Source organism: Micromonospora sp. NPDC007208 (assembly GCF_042869175.1).
In the GTDB taxonomy this organism is placed as follows: Bacteria; Actinomycetota; Actinomycetes; order Mycobacteriales; family Micromonosporaceae; genus Micromonospora; species Micromonospora foliorum.
This window is the reverse complement of record NZ_JBIAFG010000005.1, coordinates 59,390-77,690: the sequence shown is the minus strand read 5'-3', so window position 1 is coordinate 77,690 and position 18,301 is coordinate 59,390. Positions and strand designations below refer to the sequence as shown.

Here is an 18,301-nt window from a genome sequence, read left to right as displayed (position 1 = left end):
GGCGGGTCAGTTGCTCGCCAGCGCGTCCGCCGCTTCCGGGTCGCAGTCGCGCAGGAACTGGGCACAGCGGGCCGCCTCGTCAGCCTCGCCGATCTCGTCGGCGGCGCGGGACAGCACGTACAGGCAGCGGAGGAAGCCCCGGTTGGGCTCGTGTGACCACGGCACCGGGCCGTGTCCCTTCCACCCACTGCGGCGCAGCTGGTCGAGGCCCCGGTGGTAGCCGGTGCGGGCGTACGCGTACGCCGTCACCACCTGGTCCTGCGCGAACGCCCGGGCCGCGAGCTCCCCCCAGGCGGCGCTGTAGGTCGGGAAGCCGGCCGCCACGCTGGCGTACGCCTCGTCGGTGCCGGCCTCGTCGGCGGCGGCCAGGGCGGCGTCGGCCTCGTCGTTCACGGGCAGGCGGGTGGCCGGTGGCTCTGGCAAAAGGTTCTGCATCGCCCCATTCAACCCGCTGGACAGGGCGACACGCGAGCGGGTCGGCCGACGTGTTCCGCTGAACGGCTGAGGAGTTGGTCACGCCTGCGGCCTATGCCGCTGCCTGGTGTTTTCCACTACAACTAATGGTCCGGAGCCTCCCCAGGAACCGGTAATGCGGGAGCCCGGTGGCCACGACCACCGGGTTCCCGTCTGTTGCACCCCGGCCCGAGGTTTGGCCAGCCCCGGCGGAGGGGCAGGATGGCCGGGTGCCGACCCCACCTCCCGCGGACGTCATCGAGCCGCAGCTGCACGCCGGCGAGATCCAGACCCGGGCCGAGTTCGACCAACAGCTGGCCACCGGTCGGCTGACCGGACTGACCGTGCAGGGCCTGCGGCTCGACCTCGCGCCGGTGCCCGACCTGACCGGCATCGACGTCGCCGGCACCCTCTTCGTCGGTTGCCGCTTCGCGTCCCGGGACGTGGGCGCCGACCTGGTCCGGCGCGGCGCGAACGTGGTGCCGCCGTTCTCGGGGTTGCCGTACCCGACCCAGCCGACGCACCTCTACACCCCGGACGACCTGGCCGCCGGGTTCGCCGAGGGCGGGTTCACCGGGATGTACGACACCCGGGTGTACGACCACTACCGAGCGCACGGCGGCGCGCTGCCGGACGTCAAGGAGGCGCTGGGTCAACGGCTGCACGACCACGGCGTGGACAACGCGCTGGCCGACGCCACCCGGGTCTGGCTGGCCGCGCACGGGCCGCAGTCGGTGGTGGGCATCATGGGCGGTCACGCGGTGCGGCGCGGTAGTCCCGCGTACCGGATGGCGGCCGTGCTGGGTTGGGAGCTGGCGCGGGCCGACCGGCTGGTGGTGACCGGCGGCGGCCCCGGGGTGATGGAGGCCGCGAACCTCGGCGCCTTCCTGGCGGACCGGCCGGCGACCGAGGTGACGGCGGCGATCGACCTGCTGGCCACCGCACCCGACTTCACCGACCACCACCGGTACACGGCCACGGCGCTGACGGTCCGGCAGCGGTACGCCGGGGTGCCCAGGCAGCGTGGTGACGATCTGGGCTGGTCACGTGCGGGTGGTCTGGCCATTCCGACCTGGTTGTACGGGCACGAGCCGGCGAACCTGTTCGCCGGGCGGATCGCGAAGTACTTCTCGAACGCGATCCGGGAGGACACCATCCTGCGCCTCGCCCGGGGCGGCATCGTCTTCGCGCCGGGGCGGGCGGGCACGGTGCAGGAGGTGTTCCAGGCGGCCACCAAGACCTACTACGGCACCGACGGCGCGAGCGGGGCGTACATCTTCCTGGACCGCGCCTACTGGACCGCGGAGCTGCCGGTGGAGGCGCTGTTGCGCCCGCTGCTGGCCGCGTCCCCGTTCGGTGACCTGTCGTCGACGATCCACCTCACCGACGACGTTCGCGAGGCCGTACGCCTGCTGACGACCTGACGACCTGACGACGACGGCCGGCGCCCCAGGTGGGGAGCCGGCCGTCGGTGGGACGTCGTTACTTGGTCATCGTGGTGCCGGTGGAGCGCAGGTGCTCGCAGGCCTCGACGACCCGGGCGGCCAGGCCGGCCTCGGCGGCCTTGCCCCAGGCGCGCGGGTCGTACTGCTTCTTGTTGCCGACCTCGCCGTCGATCTTCAGCACGCCGTCGTAGTTGCGGAGCATGTGGTCCACGACGGGGCGGGTGAAGGCGTACTGGGTGTCGGTGTCGATGTTCATCTTCACCACGCCGTAGTCCAGAGCCTCGCGGATCTCGCTCAGCAGGGAGCCCGAGCCGCCGTGGAAGACCAGGCTGAGCGGCTTGTCCTTGCCGTACTTGGCGCCGACGGCGTCCTGGATCTGCTTGAGGATCTCTGGACGCAGCTTGACGTTGCCCGGCTTGTAGACGCCGTGCACGTTGCCGAAGGTCAGCGCCGCCATGTAGCGGCCCTTCTCGCCGAGGCCGAGCGCCTCGACCATGGCCAGCCCGTCATCGGTGGTGGTGTAGAGCTTGTCGTTGATGGCGTTCTCGACGCCGTCCTCCTCGCCACCGACGACGCCGACCTCGATCTCAAGGACGATCTTGGCCTTGGCGGCCTCGTCGAGCAGCTGCGCGGCGATCTGCAGGTTCTCCGCGACCGGCACGGCCGAGCCGTCCCACATGTGCGACTGGTAGAGCGGCTCCTCGCCGCGCTTCACCCGCTCCTGCGAGATGCCCATCAGCGGACGCACGAACCCGTCCAGCTTGTCCTTCGGGCAGTGGTCGGTGTGCAGGGCGATGTTGACCGAGTACTTCTTGGCCACCTCGTGCGCGTACGCGGCGAACGCCACCGCGCCGGTGACCATGTCCTTGATCGACGGGCCGGAGAGGTATTCGGCGCCACCGGTGGAGACCTGGATGATGCCGTCGCTCTCCGCGTCGGCGAAGCCCTTGAGCGCCGCGTTCAGCGTCTGGGAGGAGGTCACGTTGATCGCGGGGTACGCGTACCGGCCAGCCTTGGCGCGGTCCAGCATCTCCGCGTAAGCCTCGGGGGAAGCGATGGGCATGTGATGCGCTCCTTACTTACCACTCTCGGCCGTGCTGGCCGCTGTTCTTCATTTGTGCGCCGGACCGCGCTGTCCTCCGTCCGGAAGTATCCCGTAGGTGAGGTGCACCGGAACAACCGACCCGGGTGCTAGCCGTTCACCGGCGGTCCAGGTTGTCCGGCACGATGACGCTGATCAACCAGGTCACCACGGTCATCACGATGGCTCCCCAGAACGCCGGCCAGAATCCGTCCACCTGGAACGGCAGGTCGAGCCCGCGGGCGATCCGGTCGGTGAGCAGGAACAGCAACGCGTTGACCACCAGCGCGAACAGGCCCAGGGTCAGCAGGTAGAAGACGCAGCCGACGACCCGGATCACCGGCTTGAGCACCGCGTTGATCAGGCCGAAGATCAGCGCCACCACGATCAGGGTGAGAACGGTGTTGCCACCCGAGCGGCCGTGCACGTCCACCCCGGGCACGATCAGCGTGGTTATCCACAACGCGACCGCGGTGATCGCCAGTCTGATGAGGAAGCCCACGGCACCCATCCTGGCACCGGGTCGCGTCGTCGAGGGCTGATTCCGCCTACTCCGCCTTCCGGGCGGGGCGCCCGCCCAGCCCGTACGGTGGTGGGAACCGTGCCCTGACACCCCCGGGAGGAACCATGGGTCAGCCCGACGAGGACTTCACCCCCGGCGACCACCTCGCGCCGCACGAACGCGACCCCGAGGCGGACCCGGCGGACGCGGTCGAGCAGGCCACGGTCGCCGGCCCCACCGACGTCGACAGCGAGCCGCACCGGGGCCTGGAGGTCGACGACTGGGACGCGATGGAGCAGGCCCGGGTGGTCACCGGGGACGAGGACGACTACCGCTGACCCGCCGCAGGGTCGACTGCCCGTTGCGACAGAGGTGTCCAACCGTTCGGGTCGTTAGACGGATATCGATCGCAATGGGTTACCGGACAAGCCGGGGTCTCCCTAGGTTGGACGAGCGCCACCTGTACCCCCACGGGAGGACCCCATGCTCAAGCACTCGCTCCGCTGGCTGACCGGGCTCGGCGCCGCAGGCGCGTTGGTCGCCGCCTCCGCCACCCCCGCCGTCGCCGCGGCCACGATCGAGCCCTACTTCCAGGACACCACCCTGGCCGTCGGCTCGACGGCGACCACCCGCACCCTGTTCCTGTACGCCGACGAGCCGATGGTCCTCACCGACGTCTCCGTGCGCTACGACTACCGCTCCCTGGCCACCAAGGTCACCGTGGCCCCTGCCGACGGCCAGGAGTGCACCGCGCCGGAGCCGGGGATCCTCGTCTGCGAGGAGCCCGAGGACGTCGCCCTCCACGAGCTGCCGCCGATTGGCAGCGGGACCTACCGCAACGCGACCAAGCAGGTACGCCTCGGCCTCACCGAGGACGCGCAGCTCGGCGACTCCGGCGACATCGCCGTCAGCTTCCTGGCCGCCGGCGGGCAGCGCGGCAGTTACACCTCGCAGGTCCGGGTCGGCGAGGGGGTCGATCTTGCCGGCGGCCCGTACACCACCGTCTCCTCGAAGCCGGGCGGAAAGTTCTCGGCGCCGCTGGCCGTGGCCAACACCGGCGACACGACCGTCAGCGGGTTCGTCGCGGTCTTCGACCTCGCCTACTCGATCCGTACCAAGGACCGGTTCAGCAACTGCCGCTACTCCGACGACCACCTGGTCTCCTGCCAGTTCGACGAGGAGATCCCGGTGGGTACCGGGCTCGTCGCCACGCTGAACCTCGAACTCGGCAAGGACACGTACGCGCCAACCAACCAGTCCGGCCATGCCCAGTTCATGACCACGGCCGACTTCGAGGACCTGACCCGGGTACGGGAAGCCGTCGGCGCCCGGGCGGCCACCCCCGGCAGCGGCCCGAAACTGACTCTGAGCGCGGCACCCGGCATGATGCGGCAGGCCGCCCAGACCGACGTCGGGCCGGGCAACGACTACACCGGCTGGATCATCAAGGCCACCGGCACGAACGGCACCGACCTCGCGGCGATCGGCGCCACGCTCAAGGGCAGGGCCGGCGCGGTCGTCACAGCCACCGTGGGCTTCCGGAACAACGGCCCGGCGACGCTCGACAAGGTCAACCAAGACTACGAGGCGGCCACCCACACCACAGTCGAGTTGCCACCGGGCAGCACCGCCGTCGAGGTCCCCGACAACTGCCAGTTGCGACCGGGCACCCGCACGTACCAGTGCGCCTCCGAGATGCTCCTGGTGGCCGGTCAGACGTACACCATGAAGTTCCGGCTGCGCATCGACAAGGTCATCCCCAACGCCCGGGGCGCGGTGCGGGTCAACGCGCCGTGCGAGTGCCCCGGCGGCGGCAGCTTCCAGGACGACATCAAACCGGCCAACGACAGGGCCACCATCGTGGTCAACGCGGCCCAGAGCGGCGGTGGCCAAGGCGACGGTGATGGCGACGGTGGCGGTGGCGGTGGTGGTTCGCTGCCCATCACCGGCGCCCCCACCACCCTGATCGCCGGTATCGGGGCCCTGCTGCTCGTCACCGGTCTGGGCTGCTGCCTGCTCGCCCGACGCAGAAGCCGCTTCTTCGCCTGACCCACCCCGACCCGACCGACGCCCCGCCATCCCGTACCGGGCTGGCGGGGCGTCGTCGTGATGCCCTCGTCCGTCAGCGGACGGGATTGACCTGCTCCGGGTGCTGCGCCACCCACTGCGCCAACCGATCCTCACTCAACGCCGCGAGGAACGCCGGGCCCTGCTTCGGGTCCAGCGGCAACCGCGAAGCGTTGTCCACCGGGGGGCCGACCGGGAGGCTGAGCCCCACCGGGTCGACGCTCTTCAACTCGGGCAGCACCGCCACCAGCCTGGTCAGCGGCAGGCCGTCGTCGTCGACCGTCAGACCCTTGCCGGCGGCCGACAGCAGCGCGGTGAGCCGGACCGGATTGGTCAGCACGTCCTGCGCGACCGCCCGCCGGATCAGCGCGGCGACGTAGCGCTGGGCGTTACGGTCCCGGTCGAACGCGCCGTCGGGCAGGTACCGCCGTTGCCGCAGCAGGTCGACGGAGGCAGCTCCGTCGAGCCGCTGGCAGCCGGCCGGGAAGGTCCGGCGGGTGTGCCAGGACCGGACCTCCGTCGGTAGGCACACCTCCACCCCGTCGACGGCGTCGGTGATCCGGCGCAGGCCCGTAAAAGTCAGCACCGCGCCGGCGTCGACGCGTACCCCGGTCAGGTCGGCGACCACCCGGCGGGTCAGGTCGTAGCCGGCGTCCAGGTCGGGCCGGGGCTCCCCGCTGTAGAACGCGCTGTTGAGCTTCTCGGTCCCCCGGCCGGGGATCGACACCTCCAGGTCGCGCGGCAGCGAGATGAGGTACGGCCGGCTCCGGTCGGCCGGGATGTGCACCAGCAGGACGGAGTCCGCCAACCGGTACGACGGTTCCTCGCCGAAGCCGTCCACGCCGAGCAGCAGGACGTTCAGCGCCCCGGACTGCGCGCCAGCCGGTTGACCGGACAACGACGGGCCCTCCGCCGGCCGATCGGGGCGCAGTTGCGGCACCCCGACTCCGAGCGCGCCGAGCACGGCGAGCGTGACGCCAGCGGCCTGGAACCGCTGCCGGCGGCGACGGCGGACGGCGGCGAGCCGGTCGATCGCGACCCGCAGCGGACCGGTCGACGGGGTCAACGGCTCGTGCCGGGCGAACGCGGCACGCAGGTCATTCTCGATCATGTTCACGCCTCCACGTACTCGGCCCGGAGCGTGGCCAGGGCCCGGGAGATGGACGAACGGACGGTCCCGACGGCACAGCCGAGGATGTCGGCGATCTCGACGTCGGGCAGATCCTCGTAGTAACGCAGCACCAGAGCGGCCCGCTGCCGACGCGGCAGCCGGGACAGCCAGGACCAGATCTGATCCCGGTCCACGGCGGTCTGGGCATGATCGGTGGGCACCGGCACCGACGCGTCCGGCTCCCCGCGCAACAGCACCCGACGGACCCACGAGCCGCGCCGCCAGTCGACGTACTGGTTGGTGAGCATCCGGCGTACGTAACGCTCGGGCGAGTCCGCGCGGGCGACCCGACGCCAGTTGAGCTGGACCCGGACCATGGTCTCCTGGACCAGATCCTGGGCCTGGTGCGGTTCGCCGGTCAGCATCACCGCGTACCGCAGTAGCGGGGCCAGCCGCGTGTCCGCGAACTCCTCGTACGTCACTGCACCTCCCGGGGGCTCCTGCCTCAGATGACGGGAGTGAACAGACGGAACGTTGCGGCGAGCCTGATCAACCTTTCGGCTGGTCTTGATCAATGAGCGGCACCGGGGGCGGCGGCCAACCTTAGAGATTCCTTAAGATCCGCAGGCTCCACCTTTCGTCCCCCGACACGAGGGAACCCCATGCTCAAGCACTCCACCCGGCGCTGGCTCGCCGGGCTGGGCGTCGCAGGCGCGCTCGTCGCCGCCTCCGCCACCCCGGCCGCCGCCGCCGAGAAAGCGCCCATCGAACTGGGCGCCTACTTCAACGACACCACTCTCGCCGCAGGGTCCGAAGGCAAGATCGACTCACCCCTCCTGTTCGCCTCGGAGCCGGTGATCGTCGAAGGCCTCACCGTCACGTACGACTACCGTGACCTCGACGGGGTCGTCGACATCAAGCCCGACACGTCGACCTGGGGGTGCGAGTCGCCGGAGGCCGGCGTTCTGGTCTGCACCGACCCCTTCGAGATCGACCTCTACGAGTGGGCCTACGGCGGCCTCTTCAACGTGGTGATGACGCCGACCGCGAAGGCGACCGACGGCGACACCGGCAACCTCAAGGTCACGGTCAGCGCCGAGGGTCTCGCTCCGGCCAGCCACACCGCCAAGCTGCGGATCGGCGAGGGCGTCGACCTGGCAGCCCCGGGCGAGGAGCACAAGGTGTCGGCCGCTCCCGGCGGCACGTTCAGCGCACCGCTGACGCTCAGCAACGCTGGCAAGACCGACGCCAAGGGAGCGGTCGCGATCTTCGACCTGAACTACGCGATCCGCCCCGACGAGCAGTACAGCAACTGCACCTACGAGGAGGGTTGGCTGCGGACCTGCTCCTTCTCCGAGGTGACCGCCGCCGGAGAGGCCCGGTCGGCATCGCTGTCCTACACCCTCGGCAAGGACACCTACGCGCCGGGCAGCGAGTACGGCAACTACAACTGGATGACCATCGCCGAGTTCGAGGACTTCAACGCGTACCTCCAGGCCGGGGGCTATTCGGTGGGGCAGCCCGGCAAGGGTCCGGTCCTGAGCCTTCCAGAGGTCCCGTCCAAGGTGGCGGCCCGCGGCTTCCAGGCTGACACCGACCCGATGAACAACTGGTCCAGCATGACCGTCAAGGTCACCGGCAAGAACGGCGCGGACCTGGTGGCGGTCGGTGACCAGGTGACCGGCAAGGCGGGCGACGTGGTCACCGCCACCCTCGGAGTCCGCAACGACGGCCCGGCCGCGCTGGACTTCGGTCGGGGTGGCTCGCCGGTCACGAAGATCGATATCGCCGTTCCGGCGGGCACCACCGCGGTCAAGGTCCCCGAGGTCTGCGCGCCGCTCAAGGGCGACCAGCAGGACTGGGAGAACGCCGGCAAGCCGGGCGCACCGCTCTACCGCTGCTACCCGGACATCTTCATCGGCGTCGGTGAGGAGCAGACGGTCGACGTCGGCCTCCGGATCGACAAGGTGATCGCGAACGCGACGGGCACCGTCACCATCAACGCCAAGTGCGAGTGCGAGGGCTTCACCGACGACCTGAACCCAGCGAACGACGTTACCAAGATCTTGGTGAACGCGACCGGCGGCAGCGGCGGTGGCGGCGGTGACGGCGGCTCGCTGCCGATCACCGGTCAGTCCACCGGCCTGATCGCCGGCCTCGGCGCGCTGCTGCTCGCCGCGGGCGTCGGCGGCTACCTGGTGGCCAAGCGCCGCCGGACCCGCTTCGTCGCCTGACCCACCCCGCACCACCGGTGCCCCGTCGACCACCACGGTCGGCGGGGCACCGTCGTTGGACCCCACGACGCCGGGACGCTGGCGTTGAGCCCCACGGCGCGGGCGGGTGGTGACGGGCCGGTCCGGCGCGGCCGGGACCCTGGGCTTCGGTACCCTTTGTGGCCGTGGACACAGCTGAGAAGACCCGCGCTCTCGTGGAGAGCGTCGCCCTGAACCCGCTCGATCCCAAGGATCTGTTGCAGACCTTCGGGCTGATCGGCGTGTGGGTGATCCTCTTCGCCGAGACCGGCCTGCTGGTGGGCTTCTTCTTCCCCGGTGACTCGCTGCTGTTCCTCGCCGGGGTCGCCTCGTCACCGGTGGCGGACGCGATCTTCGGCGACGGCACCCGCCTCTCCCTGGCCGGCCTGCTGATCGGTGGGCCGATCTGCGCGATCGCCGGCGCCCAGCTGGGGCACTGGCTCGGCAAGCGGTACGGCCGGCCGATGTTCGAGCGGCCGAACTCCCGGCTCTTCAAGAAGGAGTACGTGGAGAAGGCCGAGTACTACTTCCAGAAGTTCGGCCCGGCGAAGGCCGTCGTGCTGGCGCGCTTCATTCCGATCGTCCGGACGTTCCTCAACCCGGTCGCGGGCGCGCTCGGCATGCCGGCCAAGCAGTTCCTGCTCTGGAACATCGTCGGCGCGGTGCTCTGGGTGGACGGCATCCTGCTGATCGGCTACCTGCTGGCCGAGCAGATCTACCAGGCCATCGGCGACAAGATCGACCACTACATCCTGCCGGTGGTGGCCCTGATCATTCTGATCTCGGTGCTGCCGATCTTCTTCGAGTTCCTCCGCGACCGGCGGGCTCGTAAGCGCGGCGAGGCGGTCGCGGTGGTCGCGGCGGCCAGTGCCGCCGGCACGGTGGAGGCGGCCCGTGAGGCGTTCGACCACGACCGGCACCAGCACGGCCATCAGCGCCCGGAGCACGGTCAGGACCGTTGAGGTACGACGACGGCCGGCCCCCTGGTGAGGGGGTCGGCCGTCGGCATGTCGAACCCGGCCTCCGGTGGTGCGACCGGGGACGAGCAGGTGTCAACCACCGGTGGCGCCACCCCTGGCTCGCCACCGGACGCCGTCCCAGCTTCGGGACGACGTGTAGTGCCTACGTCAGCGGGCCTTCTTGGTGGCTCGCTTACGCGGCGGGGTCAGCAGGTCGGCGATCGTCGCGATCGCACTCGGGACCAGGCTGTAGTACGCCCAGACACCGCGCTTCTCCCGCTGCAACAAGCCGGCCTCGGTGAGGATACGCAGGTGATGACTGACCGTCGGCTGAGAGAGGCCGAGCGGCGCCGTCAGGTCACAGACGCACGCCTCGCCCTCGGGGGCCGACTGGATCAGGCTGAGCAGCCGCAACCGAGCAGGATCAGCAAGGGCCTTGAGGACCCCGGCGAGACGCTCGGCATCGGCACGTTCGATCGGCTCGCCGTTTAGCGGCGAGATCTGAGGCATAGTCATTTCGGCCAACGCAGTTCCCACGTATTCCATCCTTCCACCAGCAGCATCGATCCGCCTGCATATCAGCAGATCCGAATCGGCAGACTTTTACGCCACAAGGCCGAGGTCAGCCAACGTATAGGCCGCCCGGTACGGCAATCCGGCGGCTCGCACCGCGTCGCCGGCGCCTCGATCAACAATAACCACCACGCCCACGACTTCCGCCCCGGCCTCGCGAAGCGCCTCGACAGCGGTCAAAACACTTCCGCCCGTCGTGGATGTGTCCTCCACCGCCAACACCCGGCGGCCGGCCACGTCCGGTCCCTCGATCCGCCGCTGAAGACCGTGGGCCTTGCCCGCCTTGCGCACCACGAAGGCGTCCAGGGCCCGGCCGGTCGGAGCGGCGGCGTGCAGCATCGAGAGCGCGACAGGGTCCGCACCCAGGGTGAGGCCCCCGACGGCGTCGAACTCCCAGTCGGCGGTGAGGTCGAGCAACACCCGGCCGACCAGAGGAGCGGCCCGGTGATGGAGCGTGACGCGCCGCAGATCCACGTACCAGTCTGCCTCGCGCCCCGACGAGAGCACGACCCGTCCGTGGACCACAGCCAGGTCGGTAATGAATTTACGCAGGTCGTCGTGGTCCCCCATGGCGATAGAGGTTACTGCGCAACTCTGAACGCCGTGTGCGGGGTCCACCCTGATCAGCCCCGGGGGGAACCGATGACTGGCGATGTACGACTACGCTCAGCAACTGGCCCGACAGCGGCGCGCCAACTCCGTCCCACCACTCGATCGGGGTCGGCGGGCCGGTCGAGGCTCAGTGCTCGTCGCGACCGATCCGGCCGCGGGTGTCCCGCGCGACCGCCTGGAGCAGCCGCCGCGGCGCGTGTCGCATGCCGGCGACGACCACCTTGTACTTCCACGCCGGAATGCTGACCATCTTGCCTTTGCGCAGGTCACGCAGGGCTTCGTCGACCACATCCTCGGCCCGCAGCCACAGCCACTCCGGCGTCTTGGACATGTTGATGCCGGCCCGCTGGTGGAATTCGGTGCGGGTGTAGCCGGGGCAGAGGGCCATCACCTGAACGCCGAACGGCCGTGCCGACTGCCCGACGGACTCACTGAAGTTGGTGACCCACGCCTTGCTGGCGGAGTACGTCGATCCGGGCATCGCCGTACCGAAACCGGCGACCGAAGAGACATTTATCACTGCCCCATTTCGCCGTTCAGTCATCGGTCGTAGCGCCGCCAGGGTCAACCGCATGACCGCGTGCACGTTGAGCCGCAACAGTCGTGCCTCGTCCTCCGCGGTGGAGCGTAGGAACGGTTTGTTCAGGCTGATCCCCGCATTGTTGACCAGCAGGTGCACCGGAGTGCCGTCGGCGATCCGCTGCTCCACGGTGGCGCAGCCGTCGTCGGTGGACAGATCCGCCGGGATCGTCTCCACCTCGCGCCCGTACGTGGAACGCAGCTCGGTGGCGAGCTCGGTCAACCGCGCCGCGTCGCGGGCAACGAGCACCAGATGCCAACCGTCGGCGGCCAGCCGTCGGGTGAACGCCGCGCCGATGCCGGCGGTGGCCCCGGTGATCAGGGCCCGGCGCTCGGCGGTCGTGGGGTCGAGCGTCACGGGGCGATCCTCACCTGGGCGGGTACGGGGGCGCGGGCGGCGCCGACGGGGGCTGGTGCGGGGCGGGCGTGAATCTAGGCGGTGCGGTCGGCGTCGTCGAGCGGTGGCGGCCGAACCAGCGGTTCGCCGGCGGCAGCGCCAGCAGCGTAGCTACTACAAGGTAACCGAGCCCCTGTGCGACGGAAAGCCCGGCGTTGAGCGGGATCCACCAGGACGGGTACGCGTCGCCGATCAGGCCCAGCAACTCGGCGAGAGCCTGCTCACCGGAGCCCAGTTGCAGTGGCGCGGCCCGTTCGCCGACGACCACCGCCACGCTGCAACAGCCGCCGAGGAGGCCGAGCCCGCTGACCACCCAGGTCGCCACCCGGACGCCGTTGCGACCGGCCAGCAGCCCGAGGGCCAGGCCGGCGAGCAGTGGCGCGGAGAGCACCGCCACCACCGCGGACAGCACCGCGGACGCGCGGAGCAGAGTCACCACGTCGTTGATCTGCTCCGGACTGGCCGAGGTGTCGCGGGCGGCGGAGCGGAACGCGTCGACCGTCCCGCCCAGCACCACCAGGTCGACCACGGCGTACGCGAGCGCGGCGACCGCCATCACCAACAGCACGGTCACGGCCGACAGGACGGCGGCGGGCCGGCGGGCCGGTGCCGATTCCGGGTACGACACGACGAATCCCTCCGGTAGGCGTCGGGTTGCAACCTACTCGGAGGGATCGTCGGCGTCGTGCTTATCCAGCCGTCAGCTCGTCGACGGCGGGGTAGACCCGGGCCGGTCCGTGGGCGGCGTGTCGTCGGGCCGGTTCGTGGCCGGAGGCGGCGGGTAGCTCGGCTCCCCACTCGACGGATAGCCCGGCTCACCGGATGCCTGCGGGTAGCCGGGCTGACCCGGCGCCTGCGGGTGGCCCGGGTAGCTGGCGCCCGGGGTCGGCGGCTCCCAGCCCGCGGCGGGCTTGCGGAAGAACGGGTTCGCCTTCGGCAGCGCCAGCAGGACCAGCGCCGTGATCAGCGCGATCAGGCTGAGCACACCGAGCAGGAGGCTGACCGGGGTGACCCAGGAGGGCAGAGCCTCCTCCAGGCGGCGCTGGATCTCCTCGGGGCTCGGCCCGTCGCCGCCAGTCCCGCCACCGGTGTTGAAACCGCCGGCCGCGTTGCTGAGCAGGCCACCGCCGACGCAGCAGACCATGATGCCGCCGACGATCCAGGTGGTGATCCGGGCACCGTTGCGGCCCTGGTTGTTGAAGAGGGCCAGCACGCCCAGCACGACCGCGAGCAGCAGCAGAAGAATGCTGCTGCCGATGCCGATGACGACGAAGACGTCGGCCACCTGGTCGCCGTCGGTGCTGCTGCCCGCGTACGCCTCACGGAGCGCGTCCCGCGTCTTGCCGAAGGTGCTGAGCGTGATGATCAGGCTGATCACCTGGAGCGCCAGGAACAGGAAGAGCAGGTAGCTGGAAATCGACACAATGGATGGCCGCTGGCGGGCCGGCGTGCTCTGGGAATCGACCACGATTCTCCTTCCCTAAGATCGCGCCCACACCGTATCGACAACCGGCCAGTTCGGCATGCCGTGACGAGCCCGGCGCGTCCGCCCGGTCCGGCTCAGCGAGCCTCGGGCGTGGGGCGGATCGTCAGGTCGGCGGGGTCGAGCAGGCCACCGCGGGCCACCCTCCAGCCCTCCTCGCCGTACGCCTCGAAGGAGAGCCGCGCGGCGCCACCGGACTGGTAGTCGTGGTAGCGCATGGTCCCGGTCGACGGCAGCTCGGTCTCTCCGGTGGCGGTGTAACGCGCCTGCCCGGTCTCGGCCCAGGTGTAGCGCCGCCCGCCGAGTTCGATGGTCGGGGCGCCCGGGGTGACGGTGGCGCCCGGTTCGGCGGTCCAGAGCACCAGTTCGAGTTCGGGGCCGTCCTCGACGGAGAGCCGGTGGCGGGTGCCGGAGTCGTCGTCGAGGAGGTGCTGCACCCAACTCCAGTCGCCCTCGACCAGGCGGATCGTGGCGCTCACCGCGTACTCCCGGTCGCGGATCCGCACGCGGTCGCCCGGGGTCAGGCGGAGCGGGCCGCGCGGCGGCTCCGTCGGCTGGCCGCCGGGCCGGCTCGTCGCCCGCCGGCGAGCCCGCACGACGACCACGACCACCGCGAGTACGGCAACTGCCGCCACCAGGCACGTCACCACCGCGTCCACCCGACCACCTCCCCAGGTACGTCGGCGCAGACGGTAACAACCTTCGGCACCAGGAAGGCCCGCGCTGTGGCCGACAGCTCAGCTAGCGGAGGCCGTCGGGGCCGTCGTCCGGTGCCGCCGCCGATGGTCCGGTCGGCCCTGGTGAGCTGCTCGGCGCGCCCGGCGTCAGGTGCGCGGCCGGGTCGGGGCAGATCAGGTAGCCGGGTGGGAGCGGCTGGCTCGGCGGCAGGAAGCCCGGCACGAGCGGAACGGTCGGATATCCGTAGCCGGGCGGGGCGTAGTAGGGAACGGGCATCGTCCACGCCGGGTCGGGAAGCGCCTCGCCCGCGGTACGCGGCACGAACCAGCGGTTCGCCGGCGGCAGCGCCAGCAGCAGGACCACGGCCGCGGAGAGTGCCAGGACGGTGAGCACGCCCAGCCCCGCCGCGGGGAAGAACACGTCGTCCCAGGGATCGGTGCCGGCGTAGAGCGTGTCGAAGAACGTCGAGGTCTCCCACTCCTCGTCCCACTCCGGTGACGGCTCCGCCGCGAGCTCCGGGGCGACCAGCAGGGGTACGAGGAACCCTCCGGAGCAGCACTGCGCGAAGCAGACCAGCAGTTGCACGCCACTGGCGACGAAGACCAGGATCCGCGCGACGTTGGCGCCCCGCCGGACCGGGACGGCGGTGGCCGCCAGCCAGATCGCCAGCAACACCGCAGGTACGCCGAGGATCAACGTCGTCGCGATGTTGCCCTGCCGTTCGCCAGCCACCTCGTCCGGGTCGGCGTCCGGCACCAGTCGTACCGCGCGGTCGATCTGGCCATCGAAGTGCACCGCCTCGGCCACCGTCAGCGCGGCCAGGCCGAGCAGCACCAGCACCACGGCCAGTTGCAGCCAGAAGGCGATTGTCACGGTGGTCGGCCGGGGCGGACGCGGCGCGGCGGCGGGCGGGCTCATGGCTCGCAACGTACGGCGCGTCGTCGGCGACCGGCAGGACCAATCGGGCAGCACCGACCGGCGAATGGATCATGCTGCGGCGAGCCGCCGGCTGGCGTACGTGCCCAGGGTTTCGCGGTCCATCACGCAGCCGACGAAGGTGGTGAACTCGCTCGGGTCGTCCCGCAGCGACGTCCAGGCCGCTCGGGCCGCCGCCGGGTCGAGGCGCTCCAGCAGCGTGGCCGCGTACGCCCGGCCGGCGGGTGTGCCGTCGGCCAGCACCCGGTCGAGCTGGCGACGGACCTCCTCGGGGTGGTCGTCGACAGCGGCCGATACCCGCTCGTACGCCTCCGTCACCGGCAACAGGTTCCCGGCGATGCCAACTCCCCCGAAGGCGAGCGTGTCAGCCGTCACCAACGTGTCGACGGCCGCACCAAGTTCCCGCTCCCATTTCTTTCCAATCCCAAACATGCCCCACCTCTTTCCCCGCCCACCCCCGCTCCACCCTGTTGATCAAGAGGTTTGCGTCATGGGAAGACATCGGGCTGACGCAAACCTCTTGATCAACGTGTTCGGGCGGGGTTAGGCGGGGGTTACCGAGAGGGTGTTGGCTTCAACGGCGCGGTCTACCTTTACCGTTTGGCCGTCGCGGATTGATCCGCTCAGCAGGGCCTTGGCCAGTTGGTCTCCGATCGCCGTCTGGACCAGGCGGCGGAGCGGGCGGGCGCCGTAGATCGGGTCGTAACCGTGCTCGGCGAGCCACTCCCGGGCGGACTCGGTGATGTCCAGTGCCAATCGGCGGCCCGCAAGACGGTTTCGCATCCGGTCCAACTGGATGTCGACGATGGAGCGCAGGTCGTCCCCGCGCAGCGAGGCGAAGACCACGATGTCGTCCAGCCGGTTGAGGAACTCCGGCTTGAAGTGCGACCGGACCACGGCCAGCACACCCTCCCGACGCTGCTCGTCGGCGAGCGTCAGGTCGCTGATCACCGACGACCCGAGGTTGGACGTGAGGATCAGGATCGCGTTGCGGAAGTCCACCGTGCGGCCCTGACCGTCGGTGAGCCGACCGTCGTCGAGCACCTGGAGCAGCACGTCGAAGACATCCGGGTGGGCCTTCTCCACCTCGTCCAGCAGCACCACCGAGTACGGCCGTCGGCGCACCGCCTCGGTGAGCTGACCACCCTCGTTGTAGCCGACGTAGCCGGGCGGCGCACCCACCAGGCGGGCGACCGAGTGCTTCTCGCCGTACTCGCTCATGTCGATGCGGACCATGGCCCGCTCGTCGTCGAAGAGGAACTCGGCGAGGGCCTTGGCCAGCTCCGTCTTGCCGACGCCGGTGGGGCCGAGGAAGAGGAAGCTCCCGGTCGGGCGATCCGGGTCGGCGATACCGGCCCGGGCACGGCGAACCGCGTCGGAGACCGCGCCGACCGCCTCGGCCTGGCCGACCACCCGGCCGCCCAGTGACTCCTCCATCCGCAGCAGCTTGGCCGTCTCACCCTCCAGCAGACGACCGGCGGGGATGCCGGTCCAGGAGGCGACCACCGCCGCGATGTCGTCGGAGCCGACCTCCTCCTTGAGCATCGCGCCGTCGGCCTGGAGCTGGGCCAGCTCCTCCTCGGCCTGCTTCAGCTCGACCTTCAGGGCGGGGATCCGGCCGTAGCGCAGTTCGGCGGCGCGTTCCAACTCGCCGTCCCGCTCGGCCCGCTCGGCCTCGCCGCCGAGGCGCTCCAGCTCCTCCTTGGCGGTGGAGAGCTTGGTGATGTGGCTCTTCTCCGTCTGCCAGCGCTCGGAGAGCACGGTGAGCTGCTCGCGCTTGTCGGCCAACTCCTTGCGGAGCCGCTCCAACCGCTCGGCCGAGGCGGCGTCCGGCTCCTTGGCCAGCGCCATCTCCTCGATCTCCAACCGGCGGACCGCCCGCTCGATCTCGTCCACCTCGACCGGACGGGAGTCGATCTCCATCCGGAGCCGGGACGCGGACTCGTCGACCAGGTCGATCGCCTTGTCCGGCAGGAACCGCTCGGTGATGTAACGGTCGGACAGGGTCGCGGCGGCGACCAGCGCGGCGTCGGTGATCCGTACGCCGTGGTGCACCTCGTAGCGCTCCTTGAGCCCACGCAGGATGCCGATGGTGTCCTCGATGGTCGGCTCACCGACCAGCACCGGCTGGAAACGACGCTCCAGCGCCGGGTCCTTCTCGATGTGCTCGCGGTACTCGTCCAGCGTGGTGGCGCCCACCATCCGCAGCTCACCACGGGCCAGCATCGGCTTGAGCATGTTGCCGGCGTCCATCGAGCCCTCGCCCTTGCCGGCGCCGACGACTGTGTGCAGCTCGTCGAGGAACGTGATGACCTGCCCGTTGGAGTTCTTGATCTCCTCCAGGACGGACTTCAGCCGCTCCTCGAACTGGCCGCGGTACTGCGCTCCGGCGACCATCGCGCCGAGATCCAGCGAGATCAGCTTCTTGTCGCGCAGTGACTCGGGCACGTCGCCGGTGACGATCCGCTGGGCCAGGCCCTCGACGATCGCGGTCTTGCCGACGCCGGGCTCGCCGATCAGCACCGGGTTGTTCTTGGTACGCCGGGAGAGCACCTGGATGACCCGACGGATCTCGGAGTCCCGGCCGATGACCGGATCGATCTTGCCGTCCCGGGCGCTGGCGGTGAGGTCGACGCCGTACTTGGTGAGGGCCTGGTAGGTCTGCTCCGGGTCGGCGGTGGTGACCCGACGGTCCCCACCGCGAACGGTCGGGAAGGCGGCGACCAGGGCCTCCTCGGTGGCACCGGCGGTCTTCAGCGCGCCGGACACCGCCCCGCCCACCCGGGCCAGGCCGGCGAGCAGGTGCTCGGTGGAGGTGTACTCGTCGCCCAGCGGCCTGGCGATCTGCTCGGCGGCGCCGATGGCGTTGACGAACTCCCGAGCCAGCGTCGGCTCGGCGATGCTGGAGCCGCGGGCGGCCGGCAGGGCGTCGACCGCACGCTGGGCGGCCTGGCGCAGCTCGGTCGGGTCGGCCCCGACGGCGCGCAGCAGACCGGTGGCGGTCGAGCCGTCGGTGTCCAGGAGTGACAGCAGCAGGTGCCAGGGCTCCACGGTGGCGTGACCACGCTGGTTGGCCAGCGCGACGGCGCCCGTGATGGCTTCGCGGCTCTTGGTGGTGAGTCTTTCGGTGTTCATGGGCTCCCCCGGATCGGCGTTGTCCACTGGGTTGGACA

At 70.5% G+C, this 18,301-nt stretch carries 19 protein-coding genes; 5 read left to right on the top strand and 14 right to left on the bottom strand.

All coding sequences use genetic code 11. The features are described from left to right. Nucleotides 1–6: 6 nt before the first annotated feature. Nucleotides 7–435 (bottom strand): DUF3151 domain-containing protein, encoded by a 429-nt coding sequence (locus ACFYL6_RS12190; RefSeq protein ID WP_387170529.1) that lies wholly within the window; start codon nt 433–435, stop codon nt 7–9. A 248-nt stretch (nt 436–683) separates the two neighbouring features. On the opposite strand from ACFYL6_RS12190, the gene ACFYL6_RS12185 reads away from it, so the two are divergent. Beyond that, nucleotides 684–1,877, top strand: a complete 1,194-nt coding sequence (locus ACFYL6_RS12185; protein ID WP_387170527.1) for an LOG family protein — start codon at nt 684–686, stop codon at nt 1,875–1,877. A gap of 58 nt (nt 1,878–1,935) precedes the next feature. Here ACFYL6_RS12185 and fbaA read toward each other — a convergent pair whose 3' ends face one another. Continuing rightward, nucleotides 1,936–2,961, bottom strand: coding sequence for a class II fructose-bisphosphate aldolase (gene fbaA / locus ACFYL6_RS12180; RefSeq protein WP_124853722.1), 1,026 nt, complete (start codon nt 2,959–2,961; stop codon nt 1,936–1,938). A gap of 136 nt (nt 2,962–3,097) precedes the next feature. Continuing rightward, nucleotides 3,098–3,490 (bottom strand): phage holin family protein, encoded by a 393-nt coding sequence (locus ACFYL6_RS12175; protein WP_387170525.1) that lies wholly within the window; start codon nt 3,488–3,490, stop codon nt 3,098–3,100. A 116-nt stretch (nt 3,491–3,606) separates the two neighbouring features. Between ACFYL6_RS12175 and ACFYL6_RS12170 the strand changes: the two genes are divergently transcribed. Both ACFYL6_RS12170 and ACFYL6_RS12165 read left to right on the top strand, forming a co-directional pair. Then, entirely contained in the window at nt 3,607–3,819 is a 213-nt protein-coding gene (locus ACFYL6_RS12170; RefSeq protein WP_387170523.1) for a hypothetical protein, read from the top strand. Between the two features lie 145 nt (nt 3,820–3,964). Further along, on the top strand, nt 3,965–5,530 hold the full coding sequence (locus tag ACFYL6_RS12165) for an LPXTG cell wall anchor domain-containing protein (RefSeq protein ID WP_387170521.1): 1,566 nt from the start codon (nt 3,965–3,967) through the stop codon (nt 5,528–5,530). A 73-nt stretch (nt 5,531–5,603) separates the two neighbouring features. Here ACFYL6_RS12165 and ACFYL6_RS12160 read toward each other — a convergent pair whose 3' ends face one another. Next, complete coding sequence (locus tag ACFYL6_RS12160) at nt 5,604–6,659, bottom strand: LCP family protein (RefSeq protein WP_387170519.1); 1,056 nt, start codon at nt 6,657–6,659, stop codon at nt 5,604–5,606. Between the two features lie 2 nt (nt 6,660–6,661). Further along, nucleotides 6,662–7,141 (bottom strand): SigE family RNA polymerase sigma factor, encoded by a 480-nt coding sequence (locus ACFYL6_RS12155; protein WP_387170517.1) that lies wholly within the window; start codon nt 7,139–7,141, stop codon nt 6,662–6,664. Between the two features lie 180 nt (nt 7,142–7,321). On the opposite strand from ACFYL6_RS12155, the gene ACFYL6_RS12150 reads away from it, so the two are divergent. Both ACFYL6_RS12150 and ACFYL6_RS12145 read left to right on the top strand, forming a co-directional pair. Then, nucleotides 7,322–8,893 (top strand): LPXTG cell wall anchor domain-containing protein, encoded by a 1,572-nt coding sequence (locus tag ACFYL6_RS12150; protein WP_387170516.1) that lies wholly within the window; start codon nt 7,322–7,324, stop codon nt 8,891–8,893. Nucleotides 8,894–9,051: 158 nt separating this feature from the next. Next, complete coding sequence (locus tag ACFYL6_RS12145) at nt 9,052–9,873, top strand: DedA family protein (protein ID WP_387170514.1); 822 nt, start codon at nt 9,052–9,054, stop codon at nt 9,871–9,873. A gap of 165 nt (nt 9,874–10,038) precedes the next feature. Here ACFYL6_RS12145 and ACFYL6_RS12140 read toward each other — a convergent pair whose 3' ends face one another. The 9 genes from ACFYL6_RS12140 to clpB all read right to left on the bottom strand — a co-directional run bounded on the left by ACFYL6_RS12140 (nt 10,039) and on the right by clpB (nt 18,263). Next, a complete protein-coding gene (locus tag ACFYL6_RS12140) occupies nt 10,039–10,416 on the bottom strand; it encodes a helix-turn-helix transcriptional regulator (protein WP_030332125.1) in 378 nt (125 codons plus the stop codon). A gap of 57 nt (nt 10,417–10,473) precedes the next feature. After that, nucleotides 10,474–11,013 carry an orotate phosphoribosyltransferase gene (pyrE, locus tag ACFYL6_RS12135; protein ID WP_279520297.1) on the bottom strand — a complete coding sequence of 180 codons (540 nt, stop codon included), beginning with the start codon at nt 11,011–11,013 and terminating at the stop codon, nt 10,474–10,476. A 169-nt stretch (nt 11,014–11,182) separates the two neighbouring features. Continuing rightward, on the bottom strand, nt 11,183–11,992 hold the full coding sequence (locus tag ACFYL6_RS12130; RefSeq protein ID WP_387170512.1) for an SDR family NAD(P)-dependent oxidoreductase: 810 nt from the start codon (nt 11,990–11,992) through the stop codon (nt 11,183–11,185). 10 nt (nt 11,993–12,002) lie between these two features. After that, complete coding sequence (locus ACFYL6_RS12125; RefSeq protein WP_387170510.1) at nt 12,003–12,659, bottom strand: hypothetical protein; 657 nt, start codon at nt 12,657–12,659, stop codon at nt 12,003–12,005. A 72-nt stretch (nt 12,660–12,731) separates the two neighbouring features. Continuing rightward, nucleotides 12,732–13,499, bottom strand: a complete 768-nt coding sequence (locus tag ACFYL6_RS12120; RefSeq protein ID WP_387170508.1) for a hypothetical protein — start codon at nt 13,497–13,499, stop codon at nt 12,732–12,734. Between the two features lie 92 nt (nt 13,500–13,591). After that, a complete protein-coding gene (locus ACFYL6_RS12115; RefSeq protein ID WP_387170506.1) occupies nt 13,592–14,173 on the bottom strand; it encodes a DUF4178 domain-containing protein in 582 nt (193 codons plus the stop codon). A gap of 82 nt (nt 14,174–14,255) precedes the next feature. Beyond that, nucleotides 14,256–15,110: a hypothetical protein gene (locus ACFYL6_RS12110; RefSeq protein WP_387170504.1), complete on the bottom strand. Its 855-nt coding sequence runs from the start codon at nt 15,108–15,110 to the stop codon at nt 14,256–14,258. 69 nt (nt 15,111–15,179) lie between these two features. Next, nucleotides 15,180–15,560: a hypothetical protein gene (locus ACFYL6_RS12105; RefSeq protein WP_387170502.1), complete on the bottom strand. Its 381-nt coding sequence runs from the start codon at nt 15,558–15,560 to the stop codon at nt 15,180–15,182. Between the two features lie 111 nt (nt 15,561–15,671). Further along, nucleotides 15,672–18,263, bottom strand: a complete 2,592-nt coding sequence (clpB, locus tag ACFYL6_RS12100) for an ATP-dependent chaperone ClpB (protein WP_387170501.1) — start codon at nt 18,261–18,263, stop codon at nt 15,672–15,674. Nucleotides 18,264–18,301 lie beyond the last annotated feature (38 nt).

Coding starts and splice junctions, on each gene's coding strand:
- ACFYL6_RS12105 (WP_387170502.1), bottom strand. CDS start 15,560: ATGTTTGGGATTGGAAAGAAATGGGAGCGGGAACTTGGTGCGGCCGTC.
- ACFYL6_RS12175 (WP_387170525.1), bottom strand. CDS start 3,490: ATGGGTGCCGTGGGCTTCCTCATCAGACTGGCGATCACCGCGGTCGCG.
- fbaA (WP_124853722.1), bottom strand. CDS start 2,961: ATGCCCATCGCTTCCCCCGAGGCTTACGCGGAGATGCTGGACCGCGCC.
- pyrE (WP_279520297.1), bottom strand. CDS start 11,013: ATGGGGGACCACGACGACCTGCGTAAATTCATTACCGACCTGGCTGTG.
- ACFYL6_RS12140 (WP_030332125.1), bottom strand. CDS start 10,416: ATGGAATACGTGGGAACTGCGTTGGCCGAAATGACTATGCCTCAGATC.
- ACFYL6_RS12165 (WP_387170521.1), top strand. CDS start 3,965: ATGCTCAAGCACTCGCTCCGCTGGCTGACCGGGCTCGGCGCCGCAGGC.
- ACFYL6_RS12110 (WP_387170504.1), bottom strand. CDS start 15,110: ATGAGCCCGCCCGCCGCCGCGCCGCGTCCGCCCCGGCCGACCACCGTG.
- ACFYL6_RS12150 (WP_387170516.1), top strand. CDS start 7,322: ATGCTCAAGCACTCCACCCGGCGCTGGCTCGCCGGGCTGGGCGTCGCA.
- ACFYL6_RS12190 (WP_387170529.1), bottom strand. CDS start 435: ATGCAGAACCTTTTGCCAGAGCCACCGGCCACCCGCCTGCCCGTGAAC.
- clpB (WP_387170501.1), bottom strand. CDS start 18,263: ATGAACACCGAAAGACTCACCACCAAGAGCCGCGAAGCCATCACGGGC.
- ACFYL6_RS12170 (WP_387170523.1), top strand. CDS start 3,607: ATGGGTCAGCCCGACGAGGACTTCACCCCCGGCGACCACCTCGCGCCG.
- ACFYL6_RS12160 (WP_387170519.1), bottom strand. CDS start 6,659: ATGATCGAGAATGACCTGCGTGCCGCGTTCGCCCGGCACGAGCCGTTG.